Below are 19,865 nucleotides of genomic sequence, written 5' to 3'. Positions count from 1 at the left end.
GCCGATGACTTTGGGCCCTTACCGACCGAACCCCACGGGGGTACCAAGAGAGACATGCCCAACGGAGTAGATGCGGTACCGGCCTTCGACCTCGATATCACGACTCGCGGAGTCTTCCCCGGCGCCGTGGAGTACGCGCGCATCAAGATCGGCGGTCTCGGGCGATTCACCCGTCACCCGATCACCCACGCGCGCCTGCGGCTGACGCGGGGCCGCCGAGATGTCGATGGGTCCGCGGTGATCGCGCAGGCCAACATGGATGTGCGGGGACGTCCCGTTCGCGCGCAGGTTGAGGCCGCCACGGCCCGCGAAGCGATCGACAAGCTGGAGGCGTTGATGCGGCGGCGTCTCGAGCACGTGTGTGAGCTGTGGGAACCACATCGCGGACCAGATGCGGCGCCCCCCTGGCGTCACGCCGCGGAGTCCGGCGCGGCGCGTCCTCCGGTAACCGGCGAGGCCCGGATCAGTCGGCGCAAAAGCTATGCCATGGCCCCGTGCACCGTCGACGAAGCGGTCGCCGAAATGGAGATGTTGGGCTACGACTTCCACCTTTTCCACGAAATTGGCTGTGCTGCATCGGGTGTCGTGTACCGAGATTCGCCGACGGGGCTTCGCCTGGCCCTGGTGGCCCCCGCGCTCGCCGACCAGGTGGCACCCTTCCAGCTGCCGGTCAGCATCAGCGGCCAGCCGGTGCCTTGTCTGCGTGAGGAGGCAGCGGTGGAGCGCATGGGCCTGCTGAATCTGCCCTTCCTGTTCTACATCGACGCGGCCGCGGGGCGTGCCAGTGTGCTCTACCGGCGCCTTGACGGCGATCTCGCGGTGATTACGCCCGCCGGGTAGGTGGGCGCTCAGGCGCGGATCACCGCCACGGGCGCCGACGCGGATTCGACAACAGCGGTGCTGACCGAACCCAGCAACATTCCGGAAATCCCGCCCCGGCCCCGGCTTCCGACCACCACCAGCTGTGAATGCCTGGACTCGTCGATCAGCCAGCGCGCCGGCTTGTCGCACACGATGCGCCGGTGGACCGTGACGTCGGGATACTGCTCCTGCCACCCGGCCAGCCGTTCTCCGAGAATCTCGCGGCCCTGGTCCTCGAACTTGTGCCAATCCAGGCCCAGAATCGGAAACAGCGCGACGTCGCTCCAGGCATGCAACGCGACAAGGTCGACTCCGCGGCGTGACGCTTCGGCGAAGGCGAACCCGATCGCTGCCTCCGACGACGGTGAGCCATCGATACCGAGCAAGACCGGCAGCTCGCGGTCGGTGTCGCTGTCCACGCCGTCTTTGGCAACGACCACCGGACACCGTGCGTGGTGCAGCAGGCCGCGACTCACCGAGCCCAGCACGGCTCCACCGACCGGGCCGAGTCCGCGACTGCCGATGACGATCAGATCGGCGCTGCCCGAGGCTTCGGTGAGCTCCGTCATCACACCGTCGTGACGACGTTCGACCAGGACCTCCGGTGCAGGCGAACCGTCCACGGCGGCGCACAGCGCCTCCTGCGCGAGCTTGATGACATTGTCGGCGTTGTCTTCCTGCCACCCTTGATAGTCCGACAGCACAGCCTCTATCGACCAGCTGACAATGATCGGCGAAACGACGTGCATCAGGGTGACGGGGCGGCGCCGCAGAACGGCTGCACGGGCCGCCCAGCGCACAGCTGCCAGTGATTCCGGGGAGCCGTCGATGCCGACGAGCATCCCGAATCGAGTTGATGATTGCGACATTTGGTACTCCTGTGAACGGGTTGATCTGACGTTAGGGCAGCGTCGGCGACCGCTCAGGAGTCCTTGGTGTGTCGAACAAGGGACTTTGGACCTCAGACGGGGAGGGGGTGAGCTGCCTACAGTCGACACATGACCGACGATGACCACTCGATGACGATCCTGTCCGTGACCGAGTGCTGGAATCTGCTGGCGGGCGCAGCGCTTGGCCGGTTGGTGACCGCGGTCGACGGCAACCCGGCGATCTTCCCGGTGAACTACGCCGTGCAAGATCGGACGATCGTGTTCCGTACGGCACCGGGCACCAAGCTGGTCAGTGCGGCGATCAACAACAATGTCCTGTTCGAAGCGGACGGGCACGGTCTGAGCGAAGGCTGGAGCGTCATCGTGGCGGGAGTTGCACGCTCGATACGCAGCGACGAGGACATCGCCGAGGCCGAACGGGCCGGGGTGGTTCCCTGGACAGGTTCGGAGAAGCCGCATTTCGTCCGGATCCGCCCGCGCAACGTCACGGGGAGGCGATTTCGGTTCAATGTCACCCCAGCGTCGGCTCTGCCCGCCGAAGATCCAGTACTGGGATGACGAAAAACCTTGCCAAGCAACGCAGCATTGGCATCGGTGTCGCCCATCGGGGCCTCGGCGGATCGTGACACCGTCGTCGATCATCACCGTGACGATGAACCCGGTCCCTCATTGATCGGATATGTGACTCATGGCAAGGAGCCGGACCCGTGGGCCGGCGGATCATCGTTTCGGTGATACTCATGACCGACCGGGCGGACGACACCGCCAGTGTGCGGGATGTCGCGGCGCTGCAGGCTGTTCTCGACGAGACGCAGAGGGCGTTGCGCCGCAGGGAGCCCGTCGCGCTCGCGTCGGACTGCCAGGTGATGCACGATGTTGCCGCGGTGCGGGTGCCCGCGCATTTACCCGCACCTGTCGGGGATCTGAGTGCAGAGTTGGGTGCCGCGGCGGCGGATGCGCATGCTGCTGCGCACATGTGCCTGTCGGTGATCGAGCAGACACCGAACAACTATGACGCGGAGTTCCTGTCCAACCTCGAACAGGCGGGCCGCCAGGTGCAGGCGGCGATGGCGACTGCCAACAAGTACTTGGCGGGGTCCGCCACCGGGCCTGCGGCACCGTGAGTCTGAAGGGTATTTGTGCCCTGAAGAGCGAGGACCATTGCTACCCGGCCGGGGACGCTCGGCCGTTTCCGGCACCGTCGCCCGGAAACGACGATGGTGGGTATGGATGCAGCGCCCGATCGGCTCGCGGAGACCTTGGAGTCGGTCGGTGCCGCCGAGATCCGGGAAACCCATACCGGTCTGGTCGTACTCATCGGCGATCGCGCGTACAAGGTCAAGAAGCCGGTGGTCACCGACTTCCTGGACTTCAGCGCCCCCGAAGACCGAGAACGTGTCTGCCGGCGCGAGGTGAGCCTGAATCGGCGCCTGGCGCCCGCGAGTTATCTCGGCGTGGCGCACCTGGTCGGATTGTCCGACGGTCCTGGCGAGCCGGTCATCGTGATGCGCCGCCACCCGGACTCACGCTGCCTGGCGAGGTTGGTCACCGAATCCAGCTCGGTCGAGACCGAGCTGGAACAGATCGCCACCCTGTTGGCCCGCTTCCATCGGACCGCCGAACGCAATCACCTCATCGACACCTGCGCAACGGTGGACGCCGTCACCGCCCGCTGGCGGGAGAACCTGGCCGAACTGCGCAGCTACGCGCCCGACATCCTGCCCATCGACGGGGTCGCCGAACTGGAACGGCTCTTCGCCGCGTTCGTCTCCAGCCGACGGGCCCTGTTCGGGCGGCGCATCGAGGAACACCGGATCGTCGACGGTCATGGTGACCTGATGGCCGCCGACATCTACTGCCTGCCGGAGGGCCCCGCGCTGCTGGACTGCCTGGAGTTCGACGATCACCTGCGCTATGTCGACGGTATCGACGATGCCGCGTTCCTCGCGATGGACCTGGAGTTCCTGGGGCACAAAGACCTCGGCGCGTACTTCCTGGATCAGTATGTGCGTCGGGCCGACGATCAGGCCCCACCGGCGCTGGTCCACTTCTACATCTCCTACCGCGCGGTGGTCCGCGCCAAAGTCGACTGCATCCGTGTGCTGCAGGGGCACACCGAAGCTCGCGACGATGCCCGCAGGCACCTCTGCATCGCACTCGAACACCTCAGGATGGGAACGGTCCGGCTGATCATCATCGGAGGCGGCCCCGGCACGGGGAAATCGACCTTGTCCCGATCATTGGCCGCCGACATCGGGGCACAGGTGATCTCGACCGATGACACCCGGCGCGAGTTGCAGCAGGACGGTCGAATCAGTGGGTCCGCCGGTACGTTGCGAGCAGGCTTGTACACCCCGGAGAACGTAGATCTCGTCTATGACGAGGTCTGCCGTCGAGCGCAACGGCTACTGGCCGGTGGCCAGACGGTCATCTTGGACGGGACCTGGCGTGATCCCCGGCACCGCCGTTCGGCACATGCGATCGCCGGTGACCTTTCGGTGCCGGTCATCGAGTTCGTATGCAGGACAGCACTTGACGATGCGAAGGCACGCATCGCGACACGGGCCGACACGTCCTCCGATGCGACGGTGGAGATGGCCGCCCCGCTCGCACCCGACCTCGACGACTGGGCGGGCGCCCATCGTGTGGACACCAGCCGCCCGCTGCACGTGAGCACTGCCGAAGCGCGGCAAATCTGTTGCACCGGAATTTGATCGACGCGGCCGGCATATCACACTCCACAAAGAAGGGACCTGTTGTGAAAGCTCTCGTCTACCAAGGACCCGGACGGCGATCGTGGCAGGAGGTGCCCGACCCGCAACTCCAGCATCCCGGTGACGTGATCGTTCGGGTCGACGCCGTCACGATCTGCGGCACCGACCTGCACATCCTGAAAGGTGATGTGCCCGAGGTGGCTTCGGGCCGAGTACTGGGCCATGAGGCCGTCGGCACCGTGACAGCCGTCGGAGCGGCGGTCGAGACCCTCGATATCGGGGACCGCGTGCTGGTGTCCTGCATCAGTGCATGCGGAAAATGCCGCTATTGCCGCGAGGCGCATTACGGGCAGTGCCTGGGCGGCGGCGGTTGGATTCTCGGGCACCTCATCGACGGGACACAGGCCGAGTACGTGCGGGTTCCGTTCGCCGACAACTCGACTCACAAGGTGCCCGAGGGAGTCAGCGACGAACAGATGGTCATGCTGGCCGATATCCTGCCCACCTCCTACGAGGTCGGTGTGCTCAACGGCGCGGTCCGGCCGGGCGACGTGGTGGCCATCGTCGGCGCCGGACCGATCGGCCTGGCAGCGATACTCACCGCCCGGCTGCACAGCCCGCGAACCATCGTGTCCATCGATGTGGCCGACTCCCGGCTGGAGGCCGCGCGCACGTTCGGCGCCGATGTGGTGGTCAATCCGGGCACGGGGTCGGTGCGGGCGGTGATCGACGGGTTGACCGGCGGTCTCGGTGCCGACTGCGTCATGGAGGCCGTGGGCACACCGGGCACCTTCGAGGACGCCGTTCGGCTGACCCGGGCCGGGGGCCACGTCGCCAATATCGGGGTGCACGGGGCGCCGGCGACACTGCACCTGGAAGACATCTGGATCAAGAATCTCACCATTACCACCGGGCTGGTCGACACCTATTCCACGCCGACACTGGTAGATCTGGTGGCAGGCAACCGGCTGGACACCGCGGCGATGATCACGCACCGCTTCACGTTCGACGATTTCGAGGCCGCTTACGACGTCTTCAGCCGGCCGGCTGAAACGGGAGCATTGAAGGTATTGCTGACGGTGCCGAAATGACCGGTATCGCAGCGCCGATCATTGTCGGCGTGGACGGCACGATCGTCGCGCACCACGCCGCCCGCTGGGCGGGTGCGCTGGCACATCACCTGGGAACGTCACTGCAGATCGTGCATGCGATGTCGCACGGCGGGCATCAGTTCAGTGATGTGATGGCCGCCGTCGCCGCGGCCAGTGTCAGCGCCCAGCGTGAGGCGGCGCCGATGATTCTCAAGACCGCGGCCGAGGCGGTCCGACGTGACCACCCGGACCTGGAGATCAGCACGGTCGCCCTCGAGGAGCCCGTCGAGGATGCGTTGAAGGCCCTCAGCCGGAACGCCCGGCTGCTGGTGCTGGGCTGTGACGACGTATCACCCGGTGCTGCGGTACTTGTCGGATCGCTCACGCTTGACCTGTGCGGTCACGCGGATTGCCCGGTGATCGCCTGGCGTGGCGAACTCCTGCGGCCGACAACGCAGCCCATCGTGGTCGGAGTGGATGGCTCCAGCGACGCCGCGCTGGATCTGGCCTTCGAACTGGCTGCCGCGCTCGGGGCTCCGGTGCAGGCGGTCCACGCATGGTCGATGCGGGTGCCTGCCGGTGACATCTCGGTTCCCTTCCTGATCGACTGGGGGGCTGTCGAGCTGGAGCAGGTGAACGCCCTGAATCGGGCCGTCGAGCCCTACCGCCGGGCACATCCACAGGTCAGCGTCGATGTGCTCGTCGATGCCCTCGGCCCCCGTCGGGCACTGCTGCAACAGCTGTCCGACGCGCAGATGGTGATCGTCGGCAGCCGTGGGCGCGCGCCGCTGGCTGCGGCCGTCCTGGGGTCGACGAGCCTGAACATGCTGCATCATTCGGCGGTGCCCGTCGCGGTGTGTCGTTCGAAGCGCAGCCCGGGCTGAGCGGGCCGGCCGTCGGCGCACTACTGGCGCGCGACGATCACCGGCACAGTTGCCGCGTGCACGACCGCGTTGCTCACCGACCCCAGCAGCGTGCTGCCCACTGCGCCGTGCCCGTGACTTCCCACCACGATCAACTGGCACGAGTCCGAATGTTCGACGATCCGTGCGGCGGGCTGGTCGGCGACCACGATGCGTTCCACGGGCACGTCGGGGAAGCGCTGCTGCCAGGCGGTGAGCATTTCCCGGATCTGCCGGTTCACCTCCGGACGCAGTGTCTCCCAATCGAAGCCGGGCATCTCGAAAGCTCCGGGAGACCACCATGCATGCATGGCGACCAATCCCACCCGGCGCCGGGACGCCTCGTCGAACGCCAGCGCGATGGCCGACTGCGAGGAGGGCGATCCGTCGAACCCGAGCAAAACCGGCGCGTCGGGGGCGGGCGTAGGGCCCTCACCGTGAACCACGACGACCGGGCATTGTGCACGGTGCAGTAGGCCCGCGCTGACGCTGCCCAACACCAACCGTGAAAGTGCGCCCTTGCCTCGTGATCCCACGGCGACCATGCCGGCCGTGCGGGAGGCCTCCACCAGCGCTGCGGTCGGAGTGGCCACGACCAGGTCGGTCGTCACCGAGACGGCGCCGCCGGTGGTCTGCTCCACCAGGCGAGCGGTGTCATCGAGAAGTTCTCGCCCGACCTTCATCTGCCATTCCAGGTACCCCACCGGTACCGGTGCGATCGGCCAGGCCCCGATGGGCAACGTGCTCGCGTGGAGCAGGACCAAGGGAACACCGCGGAGCTCGGCCTCTCTGGCGGCCCATTCGACGGCGGCTCGTGATGATGGCGAATCAGCCACTCCGGCAACAATCTTCTCGATCTCGACCTCGTTCGGCTGTGTCATCGTGTTCCTTTCACCGCTGATCGGTTGTCGTCTGATCGTTCGGTCGTCCTGAAATCGAGCAGCGCCAACGCGGGCCGGCCCGGGCGCGGGTGCCGAGCGACGGCGGTGAGGTGGGCGAGGGCCCGGCCGATACCGTCGGCGAGGTCGTCGACATCGGGAAAAGCATCGAAATCGGTGGTGATTCCGAAGAACAGGTCCTCGCCGTAGCTCAGGATGGCCACCGCGGCACGAAGCCGCAACGCCACCGGTGGAACGGGAAGCATGCGAACAACTTCGCGCCCCAACACCCGAAGATGGTGCTGGGGTCCGGGCACGTTGGTCGCCAGCGTGACGATGCCGCGTTGCGGCAGTGCGGTCAGCATGCGGATGGCCCGCGACGCGAGGGCGAACGGCACCAGGTTCAACGCGGACACCGCGGAGCTGCCGGCCTGGCGTTGACCGCCGGATTTGGCTCGCGCCATCCGCCGGTGCACGGTGTGCAGCTGTTCCACCAGGTCGGGTTCGTCAACCGGTAGGTAGGGCAACATGACCGAAACCCGGTTGTCGACCCGATCCATCGCCTCGCTGGATCGCACCGAGACGGGTACCAGGGTGCGCAGCGCCCGGTGATGGGGCACCTCGCCGCGACGTTTCAATGCGGATCGGAAACTGTCCGTGATGGCGGACAGCGCGACATCGTTGAGCGTGACGTCAAATGCCTGGCTGACCGATGCCACGTCGACCAGGGGGACTTGGACGGCGCTGTAACGCCGCATCGTCGTCACGGGTCCGTTCAGCGTGGACCCGGGTCCGGAGCGCAGCAGACCGTCGATGATCTGCACCGTGCCGCCGACGGTCAGTGCGGCTGCTGCGGTCACCGCCGATGCGGTGTCCCAAGCGCTGCGTGCCCATCGGAGCGGATTGAGCGTGAGCGCCGGCGGTGCGGGCGCCACGGGGGTGTCCGCGTGGGCGGCGCGGATCGCGCTGACGAACGTCTCGCCTTCACCGCCGTCGCTCAGCCCGGCGAGCATGTGCATGGTCGCGATGCCGTCGCCGATGCAGTGATGCACCTTCATCAACAACGCCCAACGGCCCTCGGCGAGGCCCTCGATGATCCAGCACTGCCAGAGCGGTCGTTCCCGGTCGAGACGGGGCTCCATCGCCTCCGCGGTGAACCGGAACAGGGCCGCGTCGTCACCCGGGTGTGGCAGGGCGGCGCGGCGGATGTGGTGTGCCGAGTCGGGGGCCGGGTCGTCGACCCACTCCGGAGCCAGCAGGTCGAACGGTTGCCTGCGTACGACTTGCCGCAGCCGGGGAATCGCGGAGATCCGGTCACTGATGGCAGCCACGAGCTGGTCGTGGTCGGGTATCGGCCCGTTCAGCACGGATACCGCCCCGACCGCCAGGCTGACGTGGGGATCGGCGTCCTCGGCGTCCAGGAAACCGGCATCGAGGGTGTTGAGACGGGCCACCCCTACGACTATCGACGCGGGGGCGGGCCAGGGTCAGAGTCACAGGTCCCTGCTCAGCGGGACCTGCGGCCCTTCCTCGCCGAGGGACGGTCACGACATTGCGCGGGTGGGGCTGACGCGCTGCCCCGCGTCATCGCGTGGGTTGGTCGCCATTGTCGGCGGTCGAATCCGGAGATCGGTTCAGGAGGGCGGCCACGTCGATTCCGGACGTTTTCAGGGCCTCGACGATCTTGGCGACCGCCAGCGGACTCACGCCGAGCAGGCCGCCTACGGCGTCCTGGGCATCGGCGGATCCGCCGATGATGGACAGCCGCTCGATCTCGGCCAGCGGCATGGCGGCCGCCTCGGTCGCCTTCACCACCGAGGCCAGCACGTCGGGCAGCATGAGCAGCCGGGCTCCCTCGGCGTTGTAGCTGTTCAGCGCCGAGGCGATCTCCTTCTTGCCGGTCGCCTCGGCGACCAGCTTGGCCTCGATGCCGGCGGCCTCGGCCTGCTGCTCGACACGCAGGGCGTCGGCGGCGGCCTTGCGGGCGTCGGCCTCGGCTTCACCGGCCTGCCGCGCCGCCTCGGCTTTGGCCTGAGCGGCCAGGATCGCGGCCTGCCGCTGTCCTTCGGCGAGCGCGATATCGGCCTGGCGCTGGGCTTCCGCCGGGGCGATGACATCGGCCTGCAATGCCGCCTGCGCCTGTTCGGCGCGACGCTGCTCCACCTCGATGCGGGCCTGCACCCGGGCGGCCTCGGCCTGCTCGGTGGCGATGCCGACATCCTTCTGCGCGCGGGCGTTGGCCAGCGGCCCGGCCTGGTCAGCCTGGGCATTCTCGGCCTCGGTCTGCGCGCGCAACCGCGCCAGTTCGACATCACGGCGCTGGTTGGCCGTCGCGATCGCGGTGTCGGCCTCGGCCTGGGCCACCGAGCCCTCCTGGCGGGCCTTGGCGGACCGGATCTGGGCGTCACGCTCGGCCTCGGCGGTCCCGACCGCGGCATCGCGTTTCACCTCGGCGATGCGGCGCTGACCGAGGGACTTGAGGTAGTCGTTGGCATCGGAGATACCGGCGATCTTGAGGACATCGACCTCCATGCCGATGCGGGCGAGGTCGCTGCCGGCCTCCTCGACGACGCTGCGGGCCAGGGTGTCGCGGTTGGAGTTGAGGTCCTCGACGGTCATGGTGGCGGTGATACCGCGCAGGCTGCCGGCCAGGATCTCGTTGATCTGACGCTGCAACTCGTTGAGATCGGAGGTGAGGAAGCGTTGTACCGCGGTCTGCACGGCCTCATCGGCCGAACCGATCCGGACCAGCCCCACCGCCTCCACATTGACCGGCACCCCGTTGTTGGACAGGGCGTTCTGCAGGTTGATGCTGACGTTGAACGGTTCCAGGCTCATGATGTCGACGCGTTCGATACCGGGCATCCGGAACCGGGCTCCGCCCCGCACGACCTTCGGGGTGCCGCGGCCGGTGAACACCGCAACCTCGTTGGGCGGCACCTTGATGTAGTTCTTGACGTACACGAGTGGCAGCACCACCAGGATCAGGATGGCGGCGACGGCGGCCAGGATGACGATGAGCAGCGGGGACACGTGAGGCCTCTCTCAGGGTTGTCAGTGCTCGGGAACTGCCAGGTCTGGCGGGACTGCGACGACGTGGACGAAATCGGCGTCGACATCGGCGATGTAGATCTGGGTCGCCTTGGGCAGGGCGTACGTTTCGTCGCTCTTGGCGCGGGAGAACACCCGGTTGCCCTCGGCGTCGACGAAGGACACCTCGCCCCAGCCGCCGGCCGGGACTTCGAGGCTGACGGTGCCCAGCAGGCCGATGTAGGACGAGCGTCCGCGGTGGGAGTTGGACTGCTGGCGACGCAGATAGGGCAACAGCAGCCCATGTGACACCACGATCAGCACGACGGCGGTGCCCACCGCGCCCAGCGCGGCAACCACCGGTCCGACGCCGATCCAGGTGGCCACCAGACCGCCGGTCCCGGCACCCAGCAGCGCCACCGACAGGCCGGTCAGACTCAGGAACGGCATACCGTCGCCGGGGCCGACATCGGCCAGCAGCAGCGCCGCGATCACCGCGACGGCACCGACGATGAAGGCGGCGAGGTACACAGCGGTCACTGACGGACCTCCGTTGGGTTCGGCGGGCAGGAGCGGAGCGACCCGGGGGTCGGGGTACGGCGGGCAGGAGCGGAGCGACCCGGGATCGGGGTACGGCGGGCAGGAGCGGAGCGACCCGGGGGTCGGGGTACGGCGGGCAGGAGGGCGGGATCCCGCGTCCATTGTCGTACGGATGGACCCCGGCGGGAGCACTGGTTTCGCGATTTTGAAGCACACCCGACAGCGGGTATCGTGGAACAACGGTGCGGCTTCCGCGCCGACTCTTTGCGTGCCTGTCTTGAAACCTTAGCGATTTCGGTGATCCGGCCCACGTTCTCAGTCGGTGCTGCTGGCGTGCCAAGCCGAGGGTGCACAAGATACGAAAACGAAGGCAAGGATCGCTAACACAGTATGGCCAAGAAAGACGGTGCCATCGAGGTCGAGGGCCGTGTCGTCGAACCTCTGCCCAATGCGATGTTCCGCATTGAGCTGGAGAACGGACACAAGGTTCTGGCCCACATCAGCGGCAAGATGCGGCAGCACTACATCCGCATCCTGCCCGAGGACCGCGTAGTGGTGGAGCTTTCGCCCTACGACCTGTCCCGGGGCCGCATCGTGTACCGGTACAAGTAACACGCCCCTCAACTGCAACAACCACTACCTGTGGCGGGCACTCCGGTGTCTGCCGCAACCGACCTAGAAGGATCGCGAAGCCGTGAAGGTGAACCCGAGCGTCAAGCCGATCTGCGACAAGTGCAGGGTGATCCGCCGGCATGGGCGGGTCATGGTGATCTGCTCGGATCCGCGGCACAAGCAGCGGCAGGGTTAGTCCCAGTCCAAGCACGCAGAACCACCCACAACTGAATGCAGACCTCCCAGTACCAGTGAGCGGATTGGCTGCTCACTACACGCCCGGCACGGAGGCCGGGCCCCGCCAAGACGGGGAACGGACTGGGAACAGACCTCCGCATAGAGAAGGAATCACTGCCTGATGGCACGTCTCATGGGCGTCGATCTCCCGCGTGACAAGCGCATGGAGATCGCGCTGACCTATATCTACGGCATCGGCCGTACCCGCTCCCAGGAAATCCTGGAAGGCACCGGCATCAGCCGGGACCTGCGCACCAAGGACCTCACCGACGATCAGGTGAGCCAGCTGCGCGAATACATCGAAGGCAACCTCAAGGTCGAGGGTGACCTGCGCCGCGAGGTCCAGGCCGACATCCGTCGCAAGATCGAGATCGGTTGCTACCAGGGACTGCGCCACCGTCGTGGCCTGCCCGTGCGTGGACAGCGCACCAAGACCAACGCGCGCACCCGCAAGGGCCCGAAGCGCACCATCGCCGGCAAGAAGAAGGCCAGGTAACCCCGGATGGCACAGGCAAAGAAGGGCGGCACCGCCGCCAAGAAGGGTCAGAAGACCCGCCGCAGGGAAAAGAAGAACGTCCCGCACGGCGCTGCTCACATCAAGAGCACCTTCAACAACACCATCGTCTCGATCACCGATCCCCAGGGCAACGTCATCGCCTGGGCCTCGTCGGGTCACGTCGGCTTCAAGGGTTCGCGTAAGTCGACCCCGTTCGCCGCGCAGCTCGCCGCCGAGAACGCTGCCCGCAAGGCGCAGGAACACGGCGTCAAGAAGGTCGATGTTTTCGTGAAGGGCCCGGGTTCGGGCCGCGAGACCGCGATCCGCTCGCTTCAGGCCGCAGGCCTCGAAGTCGGCGCGATCTCCGACGTCACTCCGCAGCCGCACAACGGCTGCCGTCCGCCCAAGCGGCGCCGGGTCTAGGGAAGAGGATTTAGACAATGGCTCGTTATACCGGCCCCGCGACCCGCAAGTCGCGTCGCCTCGGCGTCGACCTCGTCGGCGGCGATCAGTCGTTCGAAAAGCGCCCCTACCCGCCCGGCCAACACGGCCGCGCGCGGATCAAGGAGAGCGAATACCGCACCCAGCTGCAGGAGAAGCAGAAGGCTCGCTTCACCTACGGCGTCATGGAGAAGCAGTTCCGCCGCTACTACGAAGAGGCCAACCGCCTTTCGGGCAAGACCGGCGAGAACCTGCTGCGCATCCTGGAAAGCCGCCTGGACAACGTCGTGTACCGCGCCGGCCTGGCGCGTACCCGTCGGATGGCTCGCCAGCTGGTCAGCCACGGCCACTTCACCGTCAACGGTGTGAAGGTCGACATCCCCAGCTACCGCGTGTCGCAGTACGACATCATCGATGTCAAGGACAAGTCGATCAACACCCTGCCGTTCGAAGCGGCACGCCAGGCCGCGGGCGAGCGCCCGATCCCGGGTTGGCTGCAGGTCGTCGGCGAGCGTCAGCGCATCCTGGTTCACCAGCTGCCCGAGCGGGCACAGATCCAGGTGCCGCTCACCGAGCAGCTCATCGTCGAGTTCTACTCGAAGTAGACGAGTGACCGTCCCAGGCCACGGTGGCCTGGGACGCCCAGACGGCATCAAATAGCGGGTGCCGAGAAGGAGATAGAGAAACATGCTGATTTCACAGCGACCCACACTGTCCGAAGAGACGTTGGCCGACAACCGGTCCCGGTTCACCATCGAACCGCTGGAGCCCGGTTTCGGTTACACCCTCGGCAACTCGCTGCGGCGCACGCTGCTGTCGTCCATCCCGGGCGCGGCGGTCACCAGCATCCGCATCGACGGTGTGCTGCACGAGTTCACCACCGTCCCCGGTGTGAAGGAAGATGTCACCGACATCATCCTGAACCTCAAGGGTCTGGTCGTGTCCTCGGAAGAGGACGAGCCGGTCACCATGTACCTGCGCAAGCAGGGCCCGGGTGCGGTCACCGCCGGTGACATCGTGCCGCCGGCCGGTGTGACGGTGCACAACCCGGATCTGCACATCGCGGCCCTGAACGACAAGGGCAAGCTCGAGGTCGAGCTGGTCGTCGAGCGTGGCCGCGGCTATGTGCCCGCCGTGCAGAACAAGGCCTCCGGTGCCGAGATCGGCCGTATCCCGGTCGATTCCATCTACTCGCCCGTGCTCAAGGTGACCTACAAGGTGGAGGCCACCCGCGTCGAGCAGCGCACCGACTTCGACAAGCTGATCCTCGATGTCGAGACCAAGAACTCGATCACCCCGCGTGACGCGCTGGCGTCTGCCGGCAAGACCCTGGTCGAACTCTTCGGTCTGGCACGGGAACTCAACGTCGAGGCCGAGGGCATCGAGATCGGGCCGTCGCCGGCCGAGGCCGACCACATCGCCAGCTTCGCGCTGCCGATCGACGACCTCGACCTGACGGTGCGCTCGTACAACTGCCTCAAGCGCGAGGGCGTGCACACTGTCGGCGAGCTGGTGTCGCGCACCGAGTCCGATCTGCTCGACATCCGTAACTTCGGCCAGAAGTCCATCGACGAGGTGAAGATCAAGCTGCATCAGCTGGGTCTCTCGCTCAAGGACAGCCCGGCCACCTTCGATCCGTCCGAGGTTGCCGGCTACGACGTGGCCACCGGTACCTGGACCGGTGACGCAGGCTATGACCTGGACACCGACCAGGACTTCGCCGAAACCGAACAGCTCTAAACAGGGCATTCCGCCCAAGTCCGTCCCGGCCCTACCTGATACGGGGGCCGGCCCCACATAGGAGATAGTCGCAATGCCCAAGCCCACCAAGGGTCCTCGCCTCGGCGGGTCGTCCTCGCACCAGGCCGCGCTGCTGGCCAACCTGGCCACCTCGCTCTTCGAGCACGGCCGCATCAAGACGACCGAGCCGAAAGCACGGGCGTTGCGTCCGTACGCGGAGAAGCTGATCACCCACGCCAAGAAGGGCACGCTGCACAACCGGCGTGAGGTGATGAAGAAGATCCGCGACAAGGATGTGGTGCACACCCTGTTCGCCGAGATCGGTCCCTTCTTCGCCGATCGCGAGGGTGGCTACACCCGGATCATCAAGGTGGAGGCACGCAAGGGCGACAACGCCCCGATGGCCGTCATCGAGCTGGTCCGGGAGAAGACTGCTACCTCTGAGGCCAATCGCGCTCGCCGCGCGGACGCCTCGCAGAAGGTCGCGGCTGCCGCTGCCCCGCAGGCCGCTGTCGAGCCCGAGGCCACCGAAGGCCCGACGGCCGACGAGGCTGCCGAGGAGACCACCGAAGCTCCGGCCGAAGAGGCCGTCGCCGAGGAGGCCACCGAGGACAAGGCCGAGGACAAGGCCGACGACGCCAAGTAGCAATGCAATGAACGAGCCCGCCATCGACTCCGGTGGCGGGCTCGTTCGTTTGCGCTTGGATATCGCCTACGACGGCTCCGAGTTCGCCGGCTGGGCCACCCAGGAGGGGCAGCGCACCGTCGCCGGGGTCCTCGAGGACGCGCTGTCGACGGTGTTTCGCACCCCGGTGATCCTGCGGGCGGCCGGACGTACCGACGCCGGTGTGCACGCCACCGGCCAAGTGGCGCATGTCGACATCCCCGAGGATGCGCTGGGGCATGCCTACCCGCGCAGCGCGCGGCCTGCTGGGGAACCCGAATTCCTGCCGCTGACAAGACGTCTCGCACGGTTCGTGCCCGAAGACGCCCGGGTGCTCAGCATCGTGCGCGCCCCGGCCGGCTTCGACGCGCGGTTCTCCGCGCTGCGCAGACACTACGAATACCGCCTGGCCACAGCACCATACGGAGCCACCCCGCAGCAGGCCCGTTTCGTCACGCCATGGCCACGCCCGCTCGATGTGGACGCCATGTCGGCAGCGTCGCGCCACCTGATCGGACTGCACGACTTCGCCGCCTTCTGTAAGCACCGCGACGGCGCCACCACGATCCGTGAGATGCAGCGCCTGGACTGGACACGAGACGGCGACCTGCTCACCGCCCATGTCAGCGCCGACGCGTTCTGCTGGTCGATGGTGCGGTCACTGGTGGGTGCCCTGCTGGCCGTGGGGGAGGGACGCCGGGAGCCGGCGTGGTGCGCGTCGCTGCTCGACGCGACGAAGCGCTCCAGCGATTTCGCCGCGGCACCGGCTCGTGGGCTGACGCTGGTGGGGGTGGATTATCCGCCCGATGATCAGCTGGCCGCGCGCATCCATGTGACGCGCGATCTACGTACCCTCTGAGGCGGCCTCAGAGCCGCGGCGCCACGAAATCGGCGGCCTGATTCACCATGCCGGCCTTGATGTATGCCGGAGCCAGGTGGTCGGCCCAGTACGATTCCCAGTTTTCCGGGTCGGTCGGATTGCAGATCGGGTCATCGCCGTGGCACAGCTCGATTGTGCGTTCCTGGTAGACCGGGCTGAAGTTCGAGAGCGGGCCCACCCAGGCGATCCCGTTGCCGAACAGCGCCACCGCGGCGACCTTCTGATCGATGCCGGGCGGAAGCGGATTCTTGAAGCCGAAGGCTGCGAAGGGAACCGCGAGCACCACATCGGTCACCGCCGCACCGAGCGAATAGCCACCCAGGACGAGCCGGGTGTCCGGGCAGTTGGCCGACATGTACTGCGCCCGGGCGCTCATGTCGTTGGCGCCGATGTCGATCTGGGTGTCCGCGGGGTACTTCACCGCATAGAGTGCAACGTTCTTGCCCGTCTTGGAGCGCAGCGCGCTCACCAGGGCGTTGCCGATGGGACCGGCACCGGCGGATTCCATGCGCCCGCGCGCGAAGATCAGCTCGGCGTCGGGGCAGGACACCGCCCCGGCGGTCGGCAGCAGGGCGGGCGCAGTCAGCGTGGGTACGGTCAGTGCGGCCAGCACGACGAACACCGCAGACGCCAGCACGGTGAAACGGCGGACCGGACCTCTCGGCGTCAAGATCACCGCACCGAGTGTAGCGGCCGGAATTGACGTGCGCGTTGCGAAGTGAGCCGTCTACCGAACCCGGGCGGCGGCGAAGTCGGCGGCCTGGTCGATCAGGCCGGAACTGATGTAGCCGTCCTGCAGGTGGTCACCCCAGACCCGCTGCAGATCGTTGAGGTCGTTCGGCAGACCGCCCGAACAGACCGGGTCTTCGGCGTTGCAGACGTCGATGGTCCGGTCGAGGTACTGTCCCGCGATCTGGTGGCCGGGGAGCTGCTTGGAGAAGTTGCCGACCAGCACGACGGCGGCCACGTGGCTGTCCATACCGGGCGGCAGCGGGCGGTTGAAGCCCATGCCTGGCTGGGTGGCCGACAGCGCCAGTACGGCCGATGCGGCGCCCAGTGAGTAGCCGCCCACGATCAGCCGGGTGTCCGGGCAGGCGCCCGCCATGTACTGGATGCGGTTGCTGATGTCGTTGGCGCCCTGCGGTATCTCGGTGTTGGCCCGGTAGTTCACCCCGTACACGCCGACCGGCTGGGGCAGCCGGGCATTCAGTGCGGCCACCAGTGCATTGCCGAGCCTGCCGACGCCGGGGGCCTCGTTGCGCCCACGCGCGAAGATCAGCTCCACGGGTGCACACGGTTCGGCTGAGGCGCGGGGGACCTGCGCGGCTGGCCCGGCCGTCGTCGTGGCCACGAACCCGCCGGCGATGGCCGCTACCGCGGCGACGGTGGCGGCGAACTTACGCGCACGGCGCTTTGCTGGGAGCGTTCGGAAGGACACCTGATGCAGTGTACCGGGGTGCGCTCAGAGCAGACCGGCCGCGAAGCTCGCGGCCTGCTCCGCCGGACCGCCGTCGTAGGCCCGGTGGGCGGCAACGTCCTCGCCGGGGCCACAGACGGGGTCACCGAAGTTGCACAGATCGATGGACCTGCCGCCCCAGACCGGGCTCACCGTCAGCGGCAGTCCCACCTTTGCCGACGGGTTGCCGAACACTGCGAGTGCGGCGACGTGCTCGGGGGTGTTCGGCGGCAACGGGGCGTTGAACCCGATGCCGGGCACCGGCACCGCGGCGATGACGTCGATGACGGCCGCACCCTGTGAGTAGCCGCCCAGCACCATTCGCGTGTTCGGGCAGTTGTTGATCATCCATTGGACGTGGCCGCTGGCGTCATTGGCGCCCCCGGCGGCGGCCAGGAAGTCGAAGCTTGCCGGGTAGTTCACCGCGTAGGTGCCCACCGAGCGTCCGCCCACCTTGTTGCGCAGCGAGTTCACGAAGGCAGTCCCGATCCGGCCGAGGCCCGGATCCTCATTGGTGCCGCGGGCGAACACGACTTCGATGTCGGGGCATCCCTCGGCCTGTGCCGGTGACGCCGGCGTCAGGATCAGCGCGCCGGCTGCGGTGGCAGCGGCGGCGACGAATACGGAACAACGGCGAACAAGATCAATGGCCACGCCAAAGCATAACGCGGAGGCGGGCTAAACAAGTCCCGGATCAGACGCGGCCGGCGATGAACCCGGCGGCCTGCGGGATGAATCCCGATGACTCGTAGTGGGTGTGTGCGAAGGGGTTGCGCCCGCGCGAGCAGATCGGATCGCCGTCGGCGCACAGGTCGATACCGCGGCCGCTGAACGGCGGTGGGGCCACCGACACCGGGTTGCTGAACTTGGCGCCGGGGTTGCCGAAGACCGCCATCGCGGCGACATTTCCGGCCAGGTTGCCGGGCAGTGGCGGCGCCGAACCGAATTCGCCGATCTTTTCGCCGACCGGCGGCAGCCCGACGAGCATCGACACGATGGCCGCGCCCTGCGAGTAACCCCCGAGCACGACCTGCGTTCCCGGGCAGTTCTGTGCCAGGTAGGAGATGCGGCCGGTCGCGTCGAAGGCGCCGTCGGCGGCGGTGAAGAAGTCGTAGGTGGCGGGATAGTTGATCCCGTAGGTGCTCAGGGTGCGGCCACCGAGTTGCGGACGCAGCGAATCCGCGAGTGCCTGTCCGACGCGGCCGATGCCGGGGGGCTCGCTGGTGCCGCGCGCGAAGATCAGTTCGACATCGGAGCAGGGCTCGGCGGACGCGACCGGTGCGGGACCGGCAAGAACGGCAATTGCGGATACCAGGGCGGATCCCAGTGCGGCCGACCGGGCAGCCATCGTGCGCAGCTTCACGATCAACATCTTCACATTCAAAGGTTAGCTACGGCTAATCGGTTGCCCGGCCGGCGGTTGCACGGGCGGGACGTCGGGCCAATTGGCCTGTGCCACCTGTTCGGTGCGGTCGCCCTGGCGGGCCAGTGCCAGGCCGAGTAGGACCACCGCGCCGCCGATGGTCTGGGTGACGGTGATCGCCTCACCGAGCAGCGCCCAGGCGGCGAGCACCGCGAACAACACCTCGGAGAGGCCCACCAGGGAGGCGAACCGCGGTCGCAGCCGGGCCACGCCCATGATGCCCAGCGTGTAGGCGATGGCGGTCGGGATGACGGCGAGTGCGATGACGGGGACGAACCAGGGCAGGGTAAGGCCGGCCACCGCGGCGTTCTCGGTGCTGAAGCGCATCGGCATCACACCGGAGACGCCGAGTGCGGCAACGGCGACGGCGCCGACGATCAGACCCGCCGCGGCCAGTGTGATGGGACTCAGCCCCGTGCCGTCGGAACTGGCTTTCTCCGACATCATGAAGTAGCAGGCCGCGCAGACCGCGGCGGCGAGTCCCCACAGCACTCCGGTCGAGTTGATGTGCGCGCCCGAGAACACGTCGAGCACCAGCGTGATGCCGGTGATCGCGATGGCGACGCCGGCCAGGGTGAGGTTGCCCGGCCGGCGCCGGGTCCGTGCCCACAGCCAGCCCACCACCAGGATCGGGGCGGTGTATTCGAGCAGCAGTGCCACGCCCACCGAGAGATGGGAGACGGCGTTGTAGTAGCAGAACTGGGCACCCGCGACAGGGACCACGCCATACGCGATGATCGTGCGGCGATGCTCCAGTGCCTCACGGAACCACCCCGGTTTGGCGAGACTGGCGAACACGGCCATGGCCAGCGCCCCGCCCGCCAATCGTGCGGTCACCGCGGCGGTCGGGGTCCAGCCCGCCTCCATGAGCGATTTCGCCAGCGGACCGGACAGGCCGAACGCGAAGGCGGACGTGATCGCGAACATCAGGCCGAGCCGGAACCGGTTCGTGGACCGCGCGTCGGTCACCGTCATGAGGCGCTCCAAGGTGTAATGAGTAAAATGAATGT

Annotated in this window: 24 protein-coding genes; 14 read left to right on the top strand and 10 right to left on the bottom strand. The window is 67.3% G+C overall.

What is annotated here, in order from left to right; all coding sequences use genetic code 11:
- Positions 1 to 54: 54 nt before the first annotated feature.
- A complete protein-coding gene (locus EXE63_RS09000) occupies positions 55 to 840 on the top strand; it encodes a sigma 54 modulation/S30EA ribosomal C-terminal domain-containing protein (RefSeq protein ID WP_168141664.1) in 786 nt (261 codons plus the stop codon).
- An 8-nt stretch (positions 841 to 848) separates the two neighbouring features.
- On the opposite strand, the gene EXE63_RS08995 is transcribed toward EXE63_RS09000, so the two are convergent.
- The gene (locus EXE63_RS08995; protein WP_168141663.1) at positions 849 to 1,730 is read right to left on the bottom strand and encodes a universal stress protein; all 882 of its coding nucleotides are present in this window, start codon (positions 1,728 to 1,730) and stop codon (positions 849 to 851) included.
- A 129-nt stretch (positions 1,731 to 1,859) separates the two neighbouring features.
- Here EXE63_RS08995 and EXE63_RS08990 point away from each other — a divergent pair, with 129 nt between their 5' ends.
- The 5 genes from EXE63_RS08990 to EXE63_RS08970 all read left to right on the top strand — a co-directional run bounded on the left by EXE63_RS08990 (position 1,860) and on the right by EXE63_RS08970 (position 6,440).
- Positions 1,860 to 2,309: a pyridoxamine 5'-phosphate oxidase family protein gene (locus tag EXE63_RS08990; protein WP_168141662.1), complete on the top strand. Its 450-nt coding sequence runs from the start codon at positions 1,860 to 1,862 to the stop codon at positions 2,307 to 2,309.
- Between the two features lie 182 nt (positions 2,310 to 2,491).
- Positions 2,492 to 2,875, top strand: a complete 384-nt coding sequence (locus tag EXE63_RS08985) for a hypothetical protein (RefSeq protein ID WP_168141661.1) — start codon at positions 2,492 to 2,494, stop codon at positions 2,873 to 2,875.
- Between the two features lie 102 nt (positions 2,876 to 2,977).
- Positions 2,978 to 4,465, top strand: a complete 1,488-nt coding sequence (locus EXE63_RS08980; protein WP_210000401.1) for a bifunctional aminoglycoside phosphotransferase/ATP-binding protein — start codon at positions 2,978 to 2,980, stop codon at positions 4,463 to 4,465.
- A 44-nt stretch (positions 4,466 to 4,509) separates the two neighbouring features.
- Positions 4,510 to 5,556, top strand: a complete 1,047-nt coding sequence (locus EXE63_RS08975; protein ID WP_168141659.1) for a zinc-dependent alcohol dehydrogenase family protein — start codon at positions 4,510 to 4,512, stop codon at positions 5,554 to 5,556.
- Positions 5,553 to 6,440 (top strand): universal stress protein, encoded by an 888-nt coding sequence (locus EXE63_RS08970; RefSeq protein WP_168141658.1) that lies wholly within the window; start codon positions 5,553 to 5,555, stop codon positions 6,438 to 6,440. The genes EXE63_RS08975 and EXE63_RS08970 overlap by 4 nt, the downstream gene beginning before the upstream one ends.
- Before the next feature lie 20 nt (positions 6,441 to 6,460).
- Here the strand turns inward: EXE63_RS08970 and EXE63_RS08965 are convergent, their stop codons facing one another.
- The 4 genes from EXE63_RS08965 to EXE63_RS08950 form a co-directional block, all read right to left on the bottom strand.
- Complete coding sequence (locus EXE63_RS08965) at positions 6,461 to 7,339, bottom strand: universal stress protein (protein ID WP_168141657.1); 879 nt, start codon at positions 7,337 to 7,339, stop codon at positions 6,461 to 6,463.
- Complete coding sequence (locus tag EXE63_RS08960) at positions 7,336 to 8,790, bottom strand: wax ester/triacylglycerol synthase family O-acyltransferase (protein WP_168141656.1); 1,455 nt, start codon at positions 8,788 to 8,790, stop codon at positions 7,336 to 7,338. The genes EXE63_RS08965 and EXE63_RS08960 overlap by 4 nt, the downstream gene beginning before the upstream one ends.
- 130 nt (positions 8,791 to 8,920) lie before the next feature.
- Complete coding sequence (locus EXE63_RS08955) at positions 8,921 to 10,369, bottom strand: flotillin family protein (protein ID WP_168141655.1); 1,449 nt, start codon at positions 10,367 to 10,369, stop codon at positions 8,921 to 8,923.
- A gap of 21 nt (positions 10,370 to 10,390) precedes the next feature.
- Positions 10,391 to 10,906 carry a hypothetical protein gene (locus EXE63_RS08950; protein WP_168141654.1) on the bottom strand — a complete coding sequence of 172 codons (516 nt, stop codon included), beginning with the start codon at positions 10,904 to 10,906 and terminating at the stop codon, positions 10,391 to 10,393.
- Between the two features lie 390 nt (positions 10,907 to 11,296).
- Between EXE63_RS08950 and infA the strand changes: the two genes are divergently transcribed.
- The 8 genes from infA (at position 11,297) to truA (ending at position 15,955) form a co-directional block, all read left to right on the top strand.
- Positions 11,297 to 11,518, top strand: a complete 222-nt coding sequence (infA, locus tag EXE63_RS08945) for a translation initiation factor IF-1 (protein WP_003418601.1) — start codon at positions 11,297 to 11,299, stop codon at positions 11,516 to 11,518.
- Between the two features lie 82 nt (positions 11,519 to 11,600).
- The gene (gene rpmJ, locus EXE63_RS08940) at positions 11,601 to 11,714 is read left to right on the top strand and encodes a 50S ribosomal protein L36 (protein WP_003879483.1); all 114 of its coding nucleotides are present in this window, start codon (positions 11,601 to 11,603) and stop codon (positions 11,712 to 11,714) included.
- A gap of 162 nt (positions 11,715 to 11,876) precedes the next feature.
- A complete protein-coding gene (gene rpsM, locus EXE63_RS08935; RefSeq protein ID WP_057167085.1) occupies positions 11,877 to 12,251 on the top strand; it encodes a 30S ribosomal protein S13 in 375 nt (124 codons plus the stop codon).
- A 6-nt stretch (positions 12,252 to 12,257) separates the two neighbouring features.
- Positions 12,258 to 12,674, top strand: a complete 417-nt coding sequence (rpsK, locus tag EXE63_RS08930; protein ID WP_019512358.1) for a 30S ribosomal protein S11 — start codon at positions 12,258 to 12,260, stop codon at positions 12,672 to 12,674.
- A gap of 17 nt (positions 12,675 to 12,691) precedes the next feature.
- Positions 12,692 to 13,297: a 30S ribosomal protein S4 gene (gene rpsD, locus EXE63_RS08925; protein WP_057167086.1), complete on the top strand. Its 606-nt coding sequence runs from the start codon at positions 12,692 to 12,694 to the stop codon at positions 13,295 to 13,297.
- A gap of 82 nt (positions 13,298 to 13,379) precedes the next feature.
- Positions 13,380 to 14,432, top strand: a complete 1,053-nt coding sequence (locus EXE63_RS08920; RefSeq protein ID WP_105364788.1) for a DNA-directed RNA polymerase subunit alpha — start codon at positions 13,380 to 13,382, stop codon at positions 14,430 to 14,432.
- A gap of 73 nt (positions 14,433 to 14,505) precedes the next feature.
- On the top strand, positions 14,506 to 15,078 hold the full coding sequence (gene rplQ / locus EXE63_RS08915) for a 50S ribosomal protein L17 (RefSeq protein WP_168141653.1): 573 nt from the start codon (positions 14,506 to 14,508) through the stop codon (positions 15,076 to 15,078).
- Between the two features lie 7 nt (positions 15,079 to 15,085).
- Complete coding sequence (truA, locus tag EXE63_RS08910; RefSeq protein ID WP_168141652.1) at positions 15,086 to 15,955, top strand: tRNA pseudouridine(38-40) synthase TruA; 870 nt, start codon at positions 15,086 to 15,088, stop codon at positions 15,953 to 15,955.
- A gap of 7 nt (positions 15,956 to 15,962) precedes the next feature.
- On the opposite strand, the gene EXE63_RS08905 is transcribed toward truA, so the two are convergent.
- From EXE63_RS08905 to EXE63_RS08885, 5 genes are read right to left on the bottom strand one after another with little or no spacing between them, the layout of a single operon-like run.
- Positions 15,963 to 16,652 (bottom strand): cutinase family protein, encoded by a 690-nt coding sequence (locus EXE63_RS08905; RefSeq protein ID WP_210000398.1) that lies wholly within the window; start codon positions 16,650 to 16,652, stop codon positions 15,963 to 15,965.
- A gap of 51 nt (positions 16,653 to 16,703) precedes the next feature.
- Positions 16,704 to 17,414, bottom strand: coding sequence for a cutinase family protein (locus EXE63_RS08900; RefSeq protein WP_168141651.1), 711 nt, complete (start codon positions 17,412 to 17,414; stop codon positions 16,704 to 16,706).
- A 24-nt stretch (positions 17,415 to 17,438) separates the two neighbouring features.
- Positions 17,439 to 18,086 carry a cutinase family protein gene (locus EXE63_RS08895; RefSeq protein WP_168141650.1) on the bottom strand — a complete coding sequence of 216 codons (648 nt, stop codon included), beginning with the start codon at positions 18,084 to 18,086 and terminating at the stop codon, positions 17,439 to 17,441.
- 40 nt (positions 18,087 to 18,126) lie between these two features.
- The gene (locus EXE63_RS08890; protein ID WP_168145479.1) at positions 18,127 to 18,804 is read right to left on the bottom strand and encodes a cutinase family protein; all 678 of its coding nucleotides are present in this window, start codon (positions 18,802 to 18,804) and stop codon (positions 18,127 to 18,129) included.
- A 15-nt stretch (positions 18,805 to 18,819) separates the two neighbouring features.
- Complete coding sequence (locus EXE63_RS08885) at positions 18,820 to 19,830, bottom strand: EamA family transporter (protein WP_168141649.1); 1,011 nt, start codon at positions 19,828 to 19,830, stop codon at positions 18,820 to 18,822.
- Positions 19,831 to 19,865: the final 35 nt, after the last annotated feature.

Source organism: Mycolicibacterium frederiksbergense, assembly GCF_012223425.1.
GTDB classification, from domain to species: Bacteria; Actinomycetota; Actinomycetes; order Mycobacteriales; family Mycobacteriaceae; genus Mycobacterium; species Mycobacterium frederiksbergense.
The sequence above is the reverse complement of the archived record's forward strand: the minus strand, read 5'-3'. Positions and strand labels throughout refer to the sequence as shown.

Coding starts and splice junctions, on each gene's coding strand:
- EXE63_RS09000 (WP_168141664.1), top strand. CDS start 55: ATGCCCAACGGAGTAGATGCGGTACCGGCCTTCGACCTCGATATCACG.
- EXE63_RS08995 (WP_168141663.1), bottom strand. CDS start 1,730: ATGTCGCAATCATCAACTCGATTCGGGATGCTCGTCGGCATCGACGGC.
- EXE63_RS08990 (WP_168141662.1), top strand. CDS start 1,860: ATGACCGACGATGACCACTCGATGACGATCCTGTCCGTGACCGAGTGC.
- EXE63_RS08985 (WP_168141661.1), top strand. CDS start 2,492: ATGACCGACCGGGCGGACGACACCGCCAGTGTGCGGGATGTCGCGGCG.
- EXE63_RS08980 (WP_210000401.1), top strand. CDS start 2,978: ATGGATGCAGCGCCCGATCGGCTCGCGGAGACCTTGGAGTCGGTCGGT.
- EXE63_RS08970 (WP_168141658.1), top strand. CDS start 5,553: ATGACCGGTATCGCAGCGCCGATCATTGTCGGCGTGGACGGCACGATC.
- EXE63_RS08965 (WP_168141657.1), bottom strand. CDS start 7,339: ATGACACAGCCGAACGAGGTCGAGATCGAGAAGATTGTTGCCGGAGTG.
- infA (WP_003418601.1), top strand. CDS start 11,297: ATGGCCAAGAAAGACGGTGCCATCGAGGTCGAGGGCCGTGTCGTCGAA.
- rpsM (WP_057167085.1), top strand. CDS start 11,877: ATGGCACGTCTCATGGGCGTCGATCTCCCGCGTGACAAGCGCATGGAG.
- rpsK (WP_019512358.1), top strand. CDS start 12,258: ATGGCACAGGCAAAGAAGGGCGGCACCGCCGCCAAGAAGGGTCAGAAG.
- rpsD (WP_057167086.1), top strand. CDS start 12,692: ATGGCTCGTTATACCGGCCCCGCGACCCGCAAGTCGCGTCGCCTCGGC.
- EXE63_RS08920 (WP_105364788.1), top strand. CDS start 13,380: ATGCTGATTTCACAGCGACCCACACTGTCCGAAGAGACGTTGGCCGAC.
- rplQ (WP_168141653.1), top strand. CDS start 14,506: ATGCCCAAGCCCACCAAGGGTCCTCGCCTCGGCGGGTCGTCCTCGCAC.
- truA (WP_168141652.1), top strand. CDS start 15,086: ATGAACGAGCCCGCCATCGACTCCGGTGGCGGGCTCGTTCGTTTGCGC.
- EXE63_RS08890 (WP_168145479.1), bottom strand. CDS start 18,804: ATGTTGATCGTGAAGCTGCGCACGATGGCTGCCCGGTCGGCCGCACTG.
- EXE63_RS08885 (WP_168141649.1), bottom strand. CDS start 19,830: ATGACGGTGACCGACGCGCGGTCCACGAACCGGTTCCGGCTCGGCCTG.